Genomic DNA, 15770 nt, shown 5'->3' with positions numbered 1-15770 from the left:
CGCCATGGCAGAGTGGGCCGTCTTCGTCGTCTGCGCGCTGGCCGCGGTCGCCGCCGCCGTCGCGGTGTTCCGGGTGGACTCCATGGCGCGGGCGACCTTCGCGCTGCTGGCGTCCTTCGTCTTCACCGCCGTGCCGGTGCTGCTGCTGGACCTGGCCTACCTCGGCGTGCTGATCGTGCTGATGATGACCATGGAGATGGTGGTGATGGCCGTCTTCATGATCATGTTCATGATGAACCCGGCCGGGCTCATGCCGATGACCATGGTGCACAACAACAAGGGCGCCCTGGCGATCTCCGGCGCGGTCTTCTGCGTCCTGGCCGCGGGCGCGCTGCTGGTCCCCTGGCCGCGCGAGCCCGCCCCGCCGCCGCCCGCCGATCCCACGCTGCAGCTCGGCAAGGCGATCATGGGCGGGCACATGATGGTGATGATGGTCGCCGGCCTGGTCCTGTTCGCGACCATGGTCGCCGGGGTGGTGCTGGCCACCGGCCGCGGCCGCTACGACCGCTACGGCGACGACCTGCGCGGCCGGCCCGACGATCCGATCCGCGGGGGTGTGGGCCGGTGATGCTCGAAGCGTTTCTGCTGCTGGCCGCCGCGCTGCTGGCCGTCGGCCTCTACGGTGCGCTGAGCCAGCAGTCCGTCGTCATGGTCATGATGGGCCTGGAGCTGATGATCAACGCGGTCATGGTCGCCGCCGCGGCCGTCTGGTTCCACACCTCGCCGCAGCTGCCCGACGGGCAGGTGCTCGTGCTGGTCGCGATGCTCGCCATGGCCGTGGAGATGGCCATGGGCTTCGCGGCGGCGATCGCGATCTTCCGCGCCCGCGACGTGGACGTGACCGACTCCGCCGGCGATCTGCGGGGCTGAGCCGATGGACGCGCTGATCTGGATCCTCGTCGGCCTGCCCGCCGCCGCGGGCGCGCTGGTGCTGACGGGAGGGAACCGGGCGGAACGGGCCGCCGCGCCCGCCGCGGTCGCGGTCGCCGCCGTCCTGGCCGCCGTCGCGGTGCCGGCGGTCCTGCACCGGCTGGCGGCGACGGCGCCGGGACTGCCCGGCATCGGGTTCGGGCTGGCCGTGGACGGCCTGGCCGCGGTCGGGGTCTGCACCCTGGCGGCCGTCTTCGCCGCCGTGGCCGTCTTCTCCTGGGGCGAGCGCGAGGGCGAAGGCGGCCGCTCCCGTTACTACGGGCTGCTGCTCGTCTTCGCCGCGGCCATGCTCGCCACCGTCATGGCCACCGACCTGCTCACCCTGCTCATGGCCTGGGAGGTCATGGGGGCCGTCTCCTACGGCCTGATCGCCTTCCACTGGCGCGAACCGCGCACCGGATCCTCGGCGGCCGTCGCGTTCCTCACCACCCGCACCGCCGATCTGGGTATGTACGCCGCCGCCGGAGCCGCGCTGGCCGGCGGCGCACACAACCTGGACCTGAGCGAGCTCGCCGGGCTGAGCGCACCCTGGGACCACGTGGCCGCCGGCGGGCTGCTGGTCGCGGCCGCGGGCAAGTCCGCCCAGCTTCCCTTCGCGTTCTGGCTCTCGCGCGCGATGGACGGTCCCAGCCCCGTCTCGGCGCTGCTGCACTCGGCGACGATGGTGGCCGCCGGCGGGTACCTGCTGCTACGCGTCCAGCCGGCGCTCGCGGCGGCGGGCTGGGCCGCCGGCGCCGCCGCCTACCTCGGCGCGCTGACCGCCCTGGTGATGGGTGCGGTGGCCTGCGCCCAACGCGACCTCAAGCAACTGCTGGCCGCATCGACCAGCGCCCAGCTCGGTTTCGTCGTGCTCGCCGCCGGAGTCGGCGGCGTGTCGGGCGGAGCCGCCCAGTTCGCCGCGCACGCCGCCGCCAAGAGCCTGCTGTTCCTGGTCGCCGGCGTCTGGCTGGTCCGGCTGGGCACGCAGGACCTCGGGCGGCTGCGCGGCGCCGCACGCAGGCACCCGGTGGCGGGGGCCTGCTTCGCCATCGGCGCGCTCGCGCTCGGCGGCATCCCGCCGCTGTCGCTGTGGGCGGCCAAGGACCTGGTGCTGGCGGCCGCGCACCTGCCCGGACTGCACACCGCGGGGCTCGCCGCATCGGCGCTGGCCGCGGGGTATGCGGGGGTTGCGCTGGCAGCGGCGTGGGGCCGCCCGGCGCCCTCGGCGCGGCACGAGGCGTCCGCCTCCTCCACCGCGGCCCCGGGCGTCGGCGCCGCCGTGCGGCTGCCCCTGGTCGGGCTCGCCGCCGCCGCGGCGGTCCTGGGCGCGCTGGCGCTGCCGAGCGTCCACCACTGGTGGGCGGTCATGCTCGGCCACCCGAACGCGCCCGCTCCCGGCCCCGTGCAGATGGCCCTGTCCGCGCTGATCGCGGTGGCCGTGCTCGGCGCTGTGGCACTGGCCGGCACCCGGCGCGGCGTTCCCGCGGCGGAGCGGCGGGGCGTGCGCGCGCTGCGCGCGTGGCTCGGCCTGGAGCGGGCGGCGCGGGCGGCCGTCGCGGTACCGGTGCTCGCGGCGGCACGGGGCCTGGCGGCCTTCGACGACCGGGTGCTGGACCGCGCTGTCACGGGGGCCGCGGCCGGCGTCCCGCTCCTGGCCGGTGCGCTGGGCCGGCGTGTGGAACCGGCGGTCGACGCGGCCGTCACGGCGCTCGCCGCCGGCGTCCGGAACCTGGGCGCGCAGGCGCGCCGCCCCCAGACCGGGCTGCTCCACCAGTACTACGCCCAGGCGGTCGCCGTCCTCGCCGCGGCCGCGCTGGTCTTCGTCGTCGCAAGTGCGGTGATGTGAGCCATGGTGTGGCGCCCGCGCCCCTTCGGGCCGTTTCCGGCCGTGACCGCGAACATGCTGCCGAGGTGATCCGTGCTTTCCGTCGTCGTCTTCCTACCGCTGCTGGCCGCAGGTGTGCTGATCGCGCTGCCCCGGCTCACCCCCCGGGCCGTGCAGACCACCTGGGTCGCCGCCGCAGGCGTCGAGTTGGTGCTGGTCGGCGTGCTGTGGAGCGGCTACACGGGCGGACGCGGCTCGGGTGAGGGCGCGCCCGGGTTCGCCGGGCCGCTCGCCTACGAGACCGACCTGGAGTGGATCCCCAGCATCGGCTCCGGCTACCACATCGGCGTCGACGGGCTCTCCCTCCCGCTGATCGCGATGACCGCCGTGCTGTTCCTGGCCTGCGCGGTGTACTCGCTGCGGGCGCGCCAAGAGCGGCCGCGCGGCTACGCGGCCCTGTTCCTGGCGCTGCAGACGGTTTCGACCGGCCTGTTCGCCGCCTTGGACCTGCTGCTGTTCTTCGTCTTCTTCGACCTGTCCATCGCGCTGATGTACTTCGTCATCGCCGGATGGGGCCACGGCGACCCCGCGCGCTCGGCGCTGCGGTTCTTCCTCTACACCTTCGTCGGCTCGCTGGCACTGCTGGTGGGGTTCATCGGCCTCTACCTCGCCGCGGACCCGCACACCTTCGACATGGTCGAGCTGGCGGGCCAGACCCCGTTGGACGGCCGCGCGGTCGCGGGCGGGGCCGTGCTGCTGGCCATCGGCGTCGGTCTGGCGGTGAAGACGCCCCTCGCGCCGTTCCACACCTGGCTGCCGCCCGCGCACACCGACGCGCCCGCCGCCGGATCGGCGATCCTGGCGGGGGTGCTGCTGAAGATGGGCGCCTACGGCTTCGCGCGCATCGCACTGCCGATCCTTCCGGATGCCTGGCGCGCGTGGGCGCCGGGCATCGCCGCCCTCGGCGCCGCCTCGGTCCTCTACGGCGCGCTGGTGGCCCTGGCCCAGCACGACTTCAAGCGCATGGTCGCCTACACCTCGGTCAACCACATGGGCTATGTGGTGCTGGGCCTGGGCGCCGCCGGCACGGCGGCGGCGGGAACCGCGCCGCAGGCGGCCCAACTCGCCGTCAGCGGGGCCGCGGTGCAACTGGTCAGCCACGGCCTGCTCACCGGTGCCCTGTTCCTGCTCGCGGGGGTCCTGCACGCGCGCGGCGGGGTCTACGACATGGGCGCCTACAGCGGACTGGCGGGGGCCGCCCCGCGTTTCGCCGCCGTGCTGGCGGTGGCCGCGTTCGGTTCGCTGGGGCTGCCGGGACTGTCCGGCTTCATCGCCGAGTTCCAGGTGTTCACCGGCGGCCTGGGTCTGGCCCCGATTCCCACCGCCTTCGCGCTGCCCGGCATCCTCATCACCGCCGCGCTGCTGCTGCGCGCGATGCAGCGGCTGCTGCTGGGCCGCCGGCGCCTGCCTCCGGGTACCGCCTTCGGGGATCTGCGCCCCGCGGAGAGCGCGGCGATCGTACCGCTGCTGGTGCTGTCCGTGCTCATCGGGGTGCTGCCGCGCACCCTGCTCGACGTCGTCGCGCCGGCGGCCGCCGCGGTGGCCGAACTGGTGCTGCGGTAAGCGGGGGAGCGGCCATGACCACCACGACGATGACGTCCCTGCTGCCGGAGGCCGCCCTGGCCTTCGCCGCGGTCGCCGGCCTGCTGCTGGGCAGTTGGCTGCCGCGCCGCAGGCAGTGGGTCGTGCGCGCGCTCGCGCTCGCCGCCGTCGCCGCAGGGCTGGCGGCCACCGCCGCCGATGCCGCCGGCCCGGCCCACACCGCCGCGTCGGGTTCCTACGCCGTCGACATCGGACTGCACGCCGCACGCGCCGCCGTTCTGGTCGCCACGGGCCTGGTGCTGCTGGCCGGCTCCGACGGCCTCGCCGGCGACCGCCGCGAGACCGAGGCCTATGTCCTGCTGCTGCTGGCGGCCGCGGGCTCGCTGGTGCTGGCCGGCGCGAACGGGCTGCTCGTGCTGGCGATGGGCTACCTGCTGGCGAGCATCCCGCTCTATGCCATGGTGGCCTTCGCCAAGGACGCCCCCGGCACCGAGGCGGGCCTGAAGTACTTCCTCATGGGCGCCCTGTTCAGCGTGGTACTGCTGGGCGGGACCACGGTGCTGCTGGCCGCGGGCGGCGCCACCGGGTATCCGCTGCTGGCCGTGGGACTGGTCGAGGCACCGCGTGCGGCCGCGGGCGCGGGCGCGATCGCGGTGCTGGCGGCGCTGCTGTTCAAGGCCGGCGCGGTCCCCGCGCACTTCTGGGTGCCTGATGCGACCGAGGGCGCGCCCGCGCCCGTCGCGGCGTTCATCACCACCGTGCCCAAGATCGGCGCCCTGGTGGCGGCCTACCGGATCGGGGCCGGGCTCCCGCTGGAGGCGGCGGGGAACTGGTCGCTGCTGGTGGCCGCCGCGGCGGCGGCCACCATGGTGCTGGGCAACCTCGCCGCCTTCGGCCAGGACGGCGTCCGGCGGCTGCTCGCCTACTCCACCATCGGCCAGGTGGGGTTCCTGCTGATGGCCGTGGCGGCCTACGGCCGGGCCCAGGAGGCGCTGCCGGGACTGCTGTACTACCTGATGGCCTACACCGTCACCAACATCGGCGCGTTCGCCGCGGTGTGCGCTCTGCCCGAGGCGCGGCGGCTCGCCCAGTGGCGCGGGCTGTTCGGCCGCCGCCCCTGGCTCGCGCTCAGCCTGGTGGTGTGCCTGCTCGGCCTGGTCGGCACCCCGCCGACCGCGGTGTTCGTCGGCAAGCTCACCGTGTTCACCGCCGCCTTCGACGCCGGGATGGTGTGGCTGGTGGTGCTGGCCGCCGTGATGACCGTGGCCAGCCTGTTCTACTACCTGCGCTGGATCCTGCCGCTGTTCCGCCCCGCGGGCGGGGACGACGAGGCGGACGAGGTCGCGGGCGCCGCCCTGGGCGCGGCCGGGCGGTGGAGTACGGCCGTGGCGGTCTGCGCGGCGGCTCTGACCCTGGTGCTGGGCGTGGCGGCGGGCCCGGTCCTGGACTGGCTGGCCAGCGGGGCACTGGCTGGCTGAGCCGCGGGCGGGGAGCACCGCCCGCGGCTCAGCCCGCCACGGGGACTTTCACCGAATCCGGAACGGATCGCGGGGATCGTCCCAGAGCAGACGGCCAGGGCCGGGGCCGCCGTCCGCCCCGGCCGAGCCGTCCGCCGCGACGGGCTACTCGCCCGCGGGCCGGTAGGTGCACAGCAGCACCCCGGTGGACGCGGTCTGGGTGGAGACCAGGCGCAGCGGGCGCGCCCGGCCGTCGTCGGGGAAGATCCGCTTGCCGCCGCCCAGCAGGATCGGCTCGATCATCACCCGGTACTCGTCGACGAGGTCGCGCGCCACGAGCTGCCGGGCGAAGTCCGAACTGCCCATCACGTGGATGTCGCCCTCGCCCTCCTTGCGCAGCCGGTCGACGGCGCCGAAGACGTCGTCGGCGGGCAGCAGGGTGGAGTTCCACCGCATGTCCGCGGAGGTCAGCGTCCGGGAGGCGACGTACTTGGGGACCGAGTTCATGTGGTCGGCGAACGGGTCGCCCGCGCGCTCGGGCCAGGCGTCGGCCATGATCTGCCAGGTGCGGCGGCCGAAGAGCAGCCCGGTGGTGGTCTCCATGGCGCCGCCGATGAAGGAGCCCATGGCGTCGGCGTCGAAGTAGGGCATGGACCAGCCGCCGTGGGCGAAACCGCCGTCGGTGTCCTCCTCGGCGCCGCCGGGTGCCTGCACGACGCCGTCGAGGCTCATGAAGTCGCTGAGTACGATGCGCACGATCCCTGCTCCCAACCTGTCGGTGTTTCTGGGAGCTTAGACCGCGGCGGCCACAAGAACTCATCGCCGCCGCGCGGGATTTCCCGAAACGTCCTTGCGGCGGCCCGTGCGCACAGCAGACCGCCCCGGGCGCGCGGTAGGCCCGGGGCGGTCGAAACAGCAGGTCAGGAGTCGGTCGAGGCGTCCTGCCCGCTCGGCGCGGGGCCGCCGGCGCCGTCCTGTTCGGCCGCCTCCCGGTCGCGCAGGCGCTGCCGCTGCGGGATCACGGTGTACTTGGGATCGGCCGCCGACTGCTGGCCCGCCTTGAAGATCCCGAACCGGGTGCAGGCCGATCCGGCCACCAGGGCCGCGCCCGCGATCGCCGATACCGTCCGGCTGCGGCCGCCCGCCAGCGCGCCCACCGCTCCTGTGATGGTCAGCGCCTTGGCGGCGCGCATCAGCATGCCGCCGCGCCCTTCCTTGTAGGGCTCGGCGACCATGCCCATGCGCTTCTCCAGCACCGTCACGGCGGCGTTCTCCAGCACCGCGCCGGCGATGCCCGCGCGCCGGGCCGGGCCCGCCTGGGCCACGGGCGCCGCGATCATGCCCATGCCGCCGGCCGCCGCCGCGCCCGAGCCCACGAACACGAACGGCATCTCGCGGTAGCCGTCGTGCCAGGCGGGCACCGCGGTGTTGCAGATCAGCGGCGCGGTGTAGGCGGCCACGGCCGGGCCGAGCGCGCCGGCGCCCAGCCCGGCCAGGCGGCCCAGCCCCGGCAGCACCCCGGTGGCCTGCGAGACCGCCGCCGCGCCCGCCAGCGGTCCGTAGCCCGCCAGGATCCAGGAGCCCACGCTCATCGGCGAGGTCCACTTCATGACCCGCAGCATGTTCACGAACCGCTCCGGGCGGCCCAGATCGTGGACGAGCGCCGCGACCGAGCCGGAGACGGCCGCGAGCGCGGTGTAGCGCAGCGGCCGGGCCAGATCCGGGCGCCCCGTCAGGTCGGCGCCGGCCGCCAGGACCGAGGACGCGCCGGCCAGGCCGCCCAGGAACAGGTAGCCGGCGATGTCGAGCGGCTCCCAGGTGATCTGGTTGAGCACCGGCTGGTTGTAATAGGAGCGGAACTCGGCGCCGCCGCCGGGCCGGCGCGCGGTCGGCCGCTCGGGCCGGTGGCCGTCCAGGGTCGAGACCGCGCCGGTGATCGCCTCGCGGTCGGGCTTGGCGCCGCGGATGCCCTCTTTGGTCACGTCCGATGTGCTCAACGCCGCCCCCCGATGAACGTCGCGGTGATTCCGGCCAGCAGCGCCGCCGCCGCGACGCCCGCGTGGCGCCACATCGACGGCAGGTCGCGGGTGGTCACCACCGGGTCCGGCGGCAGCCCGTAGACCTCGGGCTCGTCCAGCAGCAGGAAGAACGCGCCGTCGCCGCCGACCCCGTCGTCGGGGTCGCGGCCGTAGAGCTGCGCGGACTCGATGCCGGCCTCGTGCAGGCTGCGCAGCCGCTCGTCGGCCCGCTCGCGCAGTTCGTCCAGGTCGCCGTACTGGATGGAGTCGGTCGGGCACGCCTTGGCGCACGCCGGCTCCATCCCCTCGCCGAGCCGGTCGTAGCACAGCGTGCACTTCCACACCCGGCCGTCGTCCTTGCGCTGGTCGATCACGCCGTAGGGGCAGGCGGGCACGCAGTAGCCGCACCCGTTGCAGATGTCCTCCTGCACCACCACCGTCCCGTACTCGGTGCGAAACAGCGATCCGGTGGGGCACACGTCCAGGCAGGCGGCGTGCGTGCAGTGCTTGCACACGTCGGAGGACATCAGCCAGCGGAACTCGCCGCGCTCGTCCTCGCCGGTCGCCGAGCCCGGCAGTTCGAAGGAGGGCATGCCCAGATCGACCGGGTCGGGCGTGCCCGGAGGCCGGCCCACGTTCGTCTCCTGCGCGCCCAGGGGCGCCCGCTGCTCGATGAAGGCCACGTGGCGCCAGGTGTCGGCGCCCAGCCCGCCGCTGTTGTCGAAGGACATGGCCGTGAAGTCGAGCCCGTCCTCGGGCACCATGTTCCATTCCTTGCAGGCGACCTCGCAGGCCTTGCAGCCGATGCACACGCTGGTGTCGGTGAAGAAGCCCATGCGCGGGCGGTCGTCCTCGGGCCCCGCGGCGCTCTCGGGCACGCCCGTGCGCACACCGGACTGCTCGTCCAAGGCCATCGCTCACACCTCCGTTCCGGTCCGGTCGTCGATGCCGGCGCACCCCTGGTACTCCAGGACCAGCTCGCGGCGAGCCGGCCCGCGCGGGCGCCGCCCCGGGCGGATGTCCACTGTCAGCGCCTTGACCTCCTGGATGTGCACGTTGGGGTCGAGCGCGATCGAGGAGAGTTCGTTGAAGGCGTCGCCCGTGCTGTAGCCGTTGGGGCCCCAGTGGTAGGGCATGCCGATCTGGTGCACGGTGCGGTCGTGCACCCGCAGCGGCACCATGCGGTCGGTGACCAGCACCCGCGCCTCGATCGCGTTGCGTGCCGAGACGATGGTGGCCCAGTCGCCGTGGGTCAGGCCGCGCTCGCGGGCCAGCTCGGGAGAGACCTCGCAGAAGAACTCCGGCTGCAGCTCGGCCAGATAGGGCGTCCACCGGCTCATCCCGCCCGCGGTGAAGTGCTCGGTGAGCCGGTAGGTGGTCGCCACGTAGGGGAACACCGACGCCTGCGGCGTTCCGGGATCGGGGTGGTATCGGTTCTCCGGGTGCGGGTAGACCAGGCGGACCGGGTTGCGGCCGTGGCCGTAGAGCAGGTTCTCGAACGGCGAGTCCTGCGGCTCGTAGTGGGTCGGCATGGGCCCGTCGGCCAGCCCGGCCGGGGCGTAGAGCCACCCCTTGCCGTCGCCCTGCATGATGAAGGCGTCGGTGCCGCTGAGCGCCTCCACCCCCGACGCGTCCTTCGGCGGCACGTAGTCGGGGCGCTTGTCGGCCTCGAAGTCGGGGACGTCGTGCCCGGTCCACTTCTGCTGCTCCTCGTCCCACCACACCAGCGCCTTGCGGTCGCTCCACGGGACGCCGTCGGCGTCGGCCGAGGCACGGTTGTAGAGGACGCGCCGGTTGCTGGGCCAGGCCCACGCCCACTCCGAGCCGACCCAGTCCTGCTCGGTGTGCGGCTTGCGGCGGGCGGCCTGGTTGACGCCCTCGGCGTAGACGCCGCAGTAGATCCAGCAGCCGCAGCTGGTCGAGCCGTCGTTCTTCAGCTGGGTGTAGTCGTCGAGGTGCTCGCCGTCGGGCCCGTAGCCGTTGATCTCGGCCAGCACGGCGGCCGCGTCGGGCTCGTCGCCCTCCTCCAGCGGGTAGTCCCAGGTCAGATGGAGAACGGGGCGGTCGCGCGGGTCGGTGGAGCCGGCCAGCTTCTCCTTGATGATGCGGCCCAGGTGGTACATGAACCACAGGTCGCTGCGGGCGTCGCCCCGGGGGTTCACCGCCTTCTGGTGCCACTGCAGCATCCGGTTGGTGTTGGTGAACGTGCCCGACTTCTCGGTGTGGGCGGCCGCGGGGAAGAAGAACACCTCGGTGCCGATGTCCTCGGTGCGCATCTCGCCCGACTCGATCTCCGGCCCGTCCTTCCACCAGGTCGCGCTTTCGATCTGGGAGAAGTCGCGCACCACCAGCCAGTCCAGGTTGGCCATGCCCAGCCGCTGCGCGCGGGCGTTGGCCGATCCCACCGCGGGGTTCTCGCCCATCAGGAAGTAGCCCTTGCACACACCGCGCAGCTGCTCCATGACGGTGTCGTAGGTGCTGTGCGAGCCGCTGATGCGCGGCAGGTACTGGAAGGCGTACTCGTTGTCCTCGGTGGCGTGGTCCCCCCACCAGGCCTTGAGCAGGCTGATGAGGTAGGCGTCCATGTTCGACCAGAAGCCCTTGACCGCGGCGTCGCCGATGATGAAGTCGTCGAGCGTCTCCTCCGCGTGCACGTGGGGCATGGGGATGTAGCCCGGCAGCAGGTTGAACAGGGTGGGCACGTCGCTGGAGCCCTGGATGCTGGCGTGGCCGCGCAGCGCCTGGATGCCCCCGCCCGGCCGGCCGATGTTGCCCAGCAGCAGCTGCAGGATCGAGGCCGTGCGGATGTACTGGGCGCCCACGGTGTGCTGGGTCCAGCCCACCGCGTAGCAGAACACCGAGGTGCGGTCGCGCCCGGAGTTCTCGATCAGGTGGTCGGCCACCCGGTTGAAGACGTCCTGGGGGATCCCGCAGATCTGCTCGACCATCTCCGGGGTGTAGCGGGAGTAGTGGCGCTTGAGGATCTGGAGCACGCACCGCGGATGCTCGAGCGTGGGGTCGACTTCGGGAGTGCCGCCCACCGGTGCGCCGCCCGAGCCCTGCTGCTCGGGGCGGGCTCCGCCCCAGCTGTGGCGCGAGCGCTCGTGCTCCTTGGAGACGCGCTCCTCGAAGAGCTGGTCGCGCTTGCCGGAGGCCGGCGCGATGTCGGCGCCCTCGTAGCGCCACCTGCTCACCTCGTAGGTGCGGGCGTCCTCGTCGAAGCCGGAGAACAGCCCGTCGAGGTCCTCGGTGTCGCGGAACTCCTCGTTGACGATGGTGGCCGCGTTGGTGAAGTTGAGCAGGTACTCCTTGAAGTACTTCTCCTCGTTGATGACGCGGTTGATGATGGCGCCGAGGAAGGCGATGTCGGTGCCGGCGCGGATGGGCACGTGCATGTCGGCCAGTGCGCTGGTGCGGCTGAAGTGCGGGTCGACGTGGATGACCACGGCGCCGCGGGCCTTGGCCTCCATGACCCACTGGAACCCGACGGGGTGGGCCTCGGCGTAGTTGGAGCCCTCGATGACGATGCAGTCGGCGTTCTGCTGGTCCTGCATGAACGTGGTGGCGCCGCCGCGGCCGAACGAGGTGCCCAGCCCCGCCACGGTCGAGCTGTGGCACACCCGCGCCTGGTTGTCGATCTGCACCACGCCCAGCGCGGTCAGCAGCTTCTTGATGAGGTAGTTCTCCTCGTTGTCCAGCACGGCGCCGCCGAGGCTGGCGATGCCCATGGTTCGCGAGGTCCGTGCCCCGTTCTCTTCCTCCTGCCAGCCCTCGCGGCGGGCCTCCAGCACCCGGTCGGCGACCATGTGCATGGCCTCCCACAGGTCGATCTCCTGCCAGTCGGAGGCGTGCGGGGGCCGGTACAGCACCTGGTGCTCACGCGAGGACCCCGTGGTGAGCTGCATACTGGCCGAGCCCTTGGGGCACAGCCGGCCCCGGTTGACGGGCGAGTCGGGGTCGCCCTCGATCTGCACGATCTGCTCGTCGCGGACGTAGATGTTCTGCGCGCAGCCGACCGCGCAGTAGGGGCAGACCGACTTCACGACCCGGTCGGCCTCGGCCGTACGCGCCCGCAGCTTGTGGCTGCCCGCGGACTTGGCCGCTGCACCGCGGCCGGATCGGTCGTCTCCGGTCAGCTGCCGGTAGACCGGCCATGACTCGATCAGCGTGCGAACGCCCATCGCCTCTCCTCTGCTTGCAACGCACTGGTCGGGCCGACGGGCACGCGGATGCGACCGCCGTGCTCGTTGGGGCGACCGGCCGCTACCCCGCCCCTCGGGAGGCAAACACCGCCCATAGGCGCCGGCAGCACCCGTCGGGCGGCCGGTGCGGGTGCCCGACGGGCGCGAAAAAGCCGCCCGGCGGCCGGTTCCGCTGGAGCGGTCGGCCGCCGGGCGGCGGCGGGGTCGGCTCGGGCGCCGGGGCGCCCGGCGAGGGGGCGGCGGGGTCAGCTCTGCGGTCCCTGCCCGCCTTCCTGGTTCTCCGGCACCTTCAGCGGTTTGAGCAGCACCCAGCCGCCCATCGCCGCGCTGAAGGCGAGCATGCCCAGGCCCGACCACAGGTTCAGGTTGGTGCCCGCCTGCCTGGCCTCGTCGGCGGGCTGCACGAAGCCCATCACGACCAGGACCGCGCCGTAGATGACGAACAGCAGCGCGATGATCGTCCGGACGTCGAAGGCCTTGGCGCGTTGGCGCCCTCCCCCTCCGGGGCTGTCAGCACTCATCGGATTGCCTCCTTGGCAGCGTTTCTGCGCATCTCTGCCCTTCGTCCGGTCAGGCGAAGATGATGTTCAGGGCGATGGTGATCACCGCGACGATGGCCGCGAGCAGCGCCGGACGGCGGTACCAGCCCGCGTCCTCGCCGCTGTGCGAGGGGCGGCGCTGCTCGCGCGGGGTCAGCGAGTGCACCAGTCCCACGAGCTCGGAGTCGGGCTTGGGCCGGGTGAACATGGTGACCACGACGCTGACGATGATGTCCACCACGAAGGCCGCGCCGGCGCCGACGAAGCTCGCTCCCTGGGCCGACAGGCCGAGCACGCCGGTCTCGCCCAGGACGAACACCACGATCGCCGCGGCGGTGCCGCAGACCAGGCCGCTCCAGCCCGCGTGCGGGGTCATCCGCTTCCAGTACATGCCGAGGATGAACGTCGCGAACAGCGGTGCGTTGAAGAACGAGAACAGCTGCTGCAGGTAGTCCATCAGGTTGGAGTAGCCCGAGGCGATGTAGGCGGTGCCCACGGCCGCCACGGTGGCGCCCATGGTCACCCAGCGGCCCATGTTCAGGTAGTAGCTGTCGGGCCGGTCCTTCACGATGTAGGACTGCCAGATGTCGTAGGTGAACACCGTGTTGAACGAGCTGAGGTTGGCCGCCATGCCCGCCATGAACGACGCCAGCAGCCCGGCGAGCGCGATGCCGAGCAGGCCGTTGGGCAGCAGGTCGCGCATGAGCAGCAGGATGGCGTCGTTGTAGGTGACGTTGGTGTTCTCCCCGGCCTTGAGCGCGACCATCTCCGAGGCGGTCACACCCGCGATCATGCCGGGGATGACGACGATGAAGGGGATCAACAGCTTCGGGAAGGCGCCGATGATGGGGGTGCGCATGGCCGCCGACATGCTCTTGGACGCCATGGCGCGCTGCACCTCGACGAAGTTGGTCGTCCAGTAGCCGAAGGCCAGGACGAAACCCAGGCCGAAGACGATGCCGAACACGCTGAGGATGTCGCTCTCGAAGCCGGTGAGCGCGTTGCCCGGCCACGTCGAGGCCTGCTCCGCGCCCAGGTCCGTCTGGGAGAGCTCGTCGACCAGGCCCGACCAGCCGCCGACGCGGTTCAGCCCGGCCAGGGTCAGGGGCAGCAGCGCGGCCACGATGACGAAGAACTGCAGCACCTCGTTGTAGATGGCCGCGGAGAGCCCGCCCAGCGTGATGTAGCTGAGCACGATGGCGGCGGCGACCACCAGCGACAGCCACAGCGGCCAGCCCAGCAGCGCGTCGACGATGGTGGCGAGCAGGAACAGGTTGATGCCGGCGATCAGGATCTGGGCGACGGCGAAGCTGATGCCGTTGACCAGGTGGGCCGCCTTGCCGAAGCGGCGGTTCATGAACTCGGGGACGCTGCGGACCTTGGAGCCGTAGTAGAACGGCATCATCACCAGGCCCAGGAACAGCATCGCCGGTACGGCGCCGACCCAGAAGTAGTGCATGGTCGCCATGCCGTAGCGGGCGCCGTTGGCCGACATGCCGATGATCTCGATGGCGCCCAGGTTGGCCGCGATGAAGGCCAGACCCGTCACCCAGGCCGGCAGGGACCGCCCGGACAGGAAGAAGTCAAGGCTGGTCGAGACCGAGCGCTTGGCGAGGAAGCCGATGCCCAGCACGAACACGAAGTACAGCGCGAGCAGGCCGTAGTCGAGGGCATTGGCGTCCAGCCGCAGTTGCTCTTGTGCTAGGGCGATCACTTCGGCCAGTCCTCTCTGAACACGATGGTCCTCCCAATGGGGGTTGCTGCCGCGAGCGCACCGGCCGCGGACCGGCCCGGGGCGCCGGGCGGCGCTTCGGCGCCCGGCGCCCCCGTCCGGCACCGCGGGCGGTGCGCTGCACGGCATCGGGGGCGGTGCCCGCGAGCCACCGGCGGCCGCGGGCGCGGGCGGGGCGCGGTGTCGCGGCCGGCGCCCGCCTCGCCGCTGCGGTGGAGCGGGACGGATGGACGACCGGGCCCCTACCCCGATCCCTCTGCGTTTTGTCGTGCGGGGTACTACCGGTACTGCGTCAATTTCTCACGAAATCGAACATCAACGCACATTCGGTGCGACTCTCCTGCGCGGCCCCGGGTGTGTCAAGCGTCCCACGGGCCGTTCCGCAACCCCGATTTGACACGCCCCTGCGGTCCTGGGCACACGCATCCCCAGCAGGGCGGGAGCAAGGGCGAACGGTCCGACTGGCCGGTCGGTGTCTTGACACGGATGTGCGGTATGTCGCTATTATCCGAACACTTTCCAACACGGTCGTGCGGCTCCGCGGTGCGCCGCGGGCGGTCCGGACCCGCGCCGGCGGGCCGTGCGACCCGCTCGCGACGGGGGACGCATGCTGGCCGCGCAGCGACAGGCACTGATCATCGAACAGGTGCGGAGATCCGGCGGAGTCCGCGTCACCGAGCTCGTCGAGAGCCTCGACGTCTCCGACATGACGGTGCGGCGCGACCTCGACACGCTGGAGGCGCGCGGCCTGGTGCGCAAGGTCCACGGCGGCGCCGTGGCCCCCCACCGGCACAGCACCGAGGAACCCGGATTCGAGGCCAACTCCACCCGCCAGGAGGCCGAGAAGCAGGCCATCGCCCGCGCCGCCGCCCGGCTGGTCGAGCCCGACAGCGCCATCGGCCTGTCCGCGGGCACCACCACCTGCGCGGTCGCCCACCACCTGTGCGACGTCCCCGGCCTGACGGTCGTCACCAACTGCCTGCGCGTGGCCGACGTCTTCTACCGCTCCGCGCGCTCCGACCACACCGTCGTGCTGACCGGCGGGTTCCGCACCCCCTCCGACGCGCTCGTGGGCCCGCTGGCCGTCGCCGCGGTGCGCAGCCTGCACCTGGACACGCTCCTGCTGGGCGTGCACGGCATGGACGACCGGGCCGGGCTGACCACCCCCAACCTCATGGAGGGCGAGACCGACCAGGCGCTGGTGGAGGCCGCACGCAAGCTGGTGGTCGTGGCCGACCACACCAAGTGGGCGACGGTCGGCCTGAGCACCATCGCGCCGCTGGAGCGCTGCGACGTGCTCGTCACCGACTCCGGCTTGGGCGAGGAGGCCCGCCGGCTGCTCTCCGAGCGGGTGGGCGGACTGGTCATCGCCGACGAGCCCGCCGGCGACGGCCCGGCGCCGGGCGGGGCGGGGCCGGTCCCGCCGAGCCGCCGGGGGTAAGGCTCCTCCGCCGGGGAGGAGAACCTCGCCGGGTCGCCGTCCGCG

At 72.8% G+C, this 15770-nt stretch carries 12 protein-coding genes; 6 read left to right on the top strand and 6 right to left on the bottom strand.

Features of this window, described 5'->3' with window-relative positions:
• The first annotated feature begins 4 nt into the window (after positions 1 to 4).
• The 5 genes from FZ103_RS17300 (at position 5) to FZ103_RS17280 (ending at position 5814) form a co-directional block, all read left to right on the top strand.
• A complete protein-coding gene (locus tag FZ103_RS17300; protein WP_156002532.1) occupies positions 5 to 568 on the top strand; it encodes an NADH-quinone oxidoreductase subunit J in 564 nt (187 codons plus the stop codon).
• Positions 568 to 870, top strand: a complete 303-nt coding sequence (locus tag FZ103_RS17295) for an NADH-quinone oxidoreductase subunit K (RefSeq protein WP_156002531.1) — start codon at positions 568 to 570, stop codon at positions 868 to 870. The genes FZ103_RS17300 and FZ103_RS17295 overlap by 1 nt, the downstream gene beginning before the upstream one ends.
• Positions 871 to 874: 4 nt before the next feature.
• The gene (locus FZ103_RS17290) at positions 875 to 2755 is read left to right on the top strand and encodes a proton-conducting transporter membrane subunit (RefSeq protein WP_156002530.1); all 1881 of its coding nucleotides are present in this window, start codon (positions 875 to 877) and stop codon (positions 2753 to 2755) included.
• 72 nt (positions 2756 to 2827) lie between these two features.
• A complete protein-coding gene (locus FZ103_RS17285) occupies positions 2828 to 4357 on the top strand; it encodes an NADH-quinone oxidoreductase subunit M (RefSeq protein WP_186356444.1) in 1530 nt (509 codons plus the stop codon).
• 14 nt (positions 4358 to 4371) lie between these two features.
• Entirely contained in the window at positions 4372 to 5814 is a 1443-nt protein-coding gene (locus FZ103_RS17280) for an NADH-quinone oxidoreductase subunit N (protein ID WP_156002529.1), read from the top strand.
• Positions 5815 to 5958: 144 nt separating this feature from the next.
• Here the strand turns inward: FZ103_RS17280 and FZ103_RS17275 are convergent, their stop codons facing one another.
• The 6 genes from FZ103_RS17275 to FZ103_RS17250 all read right to left on the bottom strand — a co-directional run bounded on the left by FZ103_RS17275 (position 5959) and on the right by FZ103_RS17250 (position 14266).
• The gene (locus FZ103_RS17275; RefSeq protein ID WP_186356443.1) at positions 5959 to 6549 is read right to left on the bottom strand and encodes a dihydrofolate reductase family protein; all 591 of its coding nucleotides are present in this window, start codon (positions 6547 to 6549) and stop codon (positions 5959 to 5961) included.
• Positions 6550 to 6713: 164 nt separating this feature from the next.
• Positions 6714 to 7790: an NrfD/PsrC family molybdoenzyme membrane anchor subunit gene (nrfD, locus tag FZ103_RS17270; RefSeq protein WP_156002528.1), complete on the bottom strand. Its 1077-nt coding sequence runs from the start codon at positions 7788 to 7790 to the stop codon at positions 6714 to 6716.
• On the bottom strand, positions 7787 to 8647 hold the full coding sequence (locus FZ103_RS17265; RefSeq protein WP_255430116.1) for a 4Fe-4S dicluster domain-containing protein: 861 nt from the start codon (positions 8645 to 8647) through the stop codon (positions 7787 to 7789). The genes nrfD and FZ103_RS17265 overlap by 4 nt, the downstream gene beginning before the upstream one ends.
• Before the next feature lie 81 nt (positions 8648 to 8728).
• Positions 8729 to 11992, bottom strand: coding sequence for a formate dehydrogenase (gene fdh, locus FZ103_RS17260; RefSeq protein ID WP_156002526.1), 3264 nt, complete (start codon positions 11990 to 11992; stop codon positions 8729 to 8731).
• A gap of 266 nt (positions 11993 to 12258) precedes the next feature.
• A complete protein-coding gene (locus FZ103_RS17255; RefSeq protein ID WP_156002525.1) occupies positions 12259 to 12534 on the bottom strand; it encodes a hypothetical protein in 276 nt (91 codons plus the stop codon).
• A 49-nt stretch (positions 12535 to 12583) separates the two neighbouring features.
• A complete protein-coding gene (locus tag FZ103_RS17250) occupies positions 12584 to 14266 on the bottom strand; it encodes a sodium:solute symporter family protein (protein ID WP_186356442.1) in 1683 nt (560 codons plus the stop codon).
• A gap of 625 nt (positions 14267 to 14891) precedes the next feature.
• Between FZ103_RS17250 and FZ103_RS17245 the strand changes: the two genes are divergently transcribed.
• A complete protein-coding gene (locus tag FZ103_RS17245; RefSeq protein ID WP_156002523.1) occupies positions 14892 to 15725 on the top strand; it encodes a DeoR/GlpR family DNA-binding transcription regulator in 834 nt (277 codons plus the stop codon).
• Positions 15726 to 15770: the final 45 nt, after the last annotated feature.

Source organism: Streptomonospora sp. PA3 (genome assembly GCF_009728995.1).
Classification (GTDB): Bacteria; Actinomycetota; Actinomycetes; order Streptosporangiales; family Streptosporangiaceae; genus Streptomonospora.
The sequence above is the reverse complement of the archived record's forward strand: the minus strand, read 5'-3'. Positions and strand labels throughout refer to the sequence as shown.

Bases quoted from the DNA above. Each gene is read 5' to 3' on its own strand.
- FZ103_RS17300 (WP_156002532.1), top strand. From the start codon at position 5: ATGGCAGAGTGGGCCGTCTTCGTCGTCTGCGCGCTGGCCGCGGTCGCC.
- FZ103_RS17295 (WP_156002531.1), top strand. From the start codon at position 568: ATGCTCGAAGCGTTTCTGCTGCTGGCCGCCGCGCTGCTGGCCGTCGGC.
- FZ103_RS17290 (WP_156002530.1), top strand. From the start codon at position 875: ATGGACGCGCTGATCTGGATCCTCGTCGGCCTGCCCGCCGCCGCGGGC.
- FZ103_RS17280 (WP_156002529.1), top strand. From the start codon at position 4,372: ATGACCACCACGACGATGACGTCCCTGCTGCCGGAGGCCGCCCTGGCC.
- FZ103_RS17265 (WP_255430116.1), bottom strand. From the start codon at position 8,647: ATGGGCTTCTTCACCGACACCAGCGTGTGCATCGGCTGCAAGGCCTGC.
- fdh (WP_156002526.1), bottom strand. From the start codon at position 11,992: ATGGGCGTTCGCACGCTGATCGAGTCATGGCCGGTCTACCGGCAGCTG.
- FZ103_RS17255 (WP_156002525.1), bottom strand. From the start codon at position 12,534: ATGAGTGCTGACAGCCCCGGAGGGGGAGGGCGCCAACGCGCCAAGGCC.
- FZ103_RS17245 (WP_156002523.1), top strand. From the start codon at position 14,892: ATGCTGGCCGCGCAGCGACAGGCACTGATCATCGAACAGGTGCGGAGA.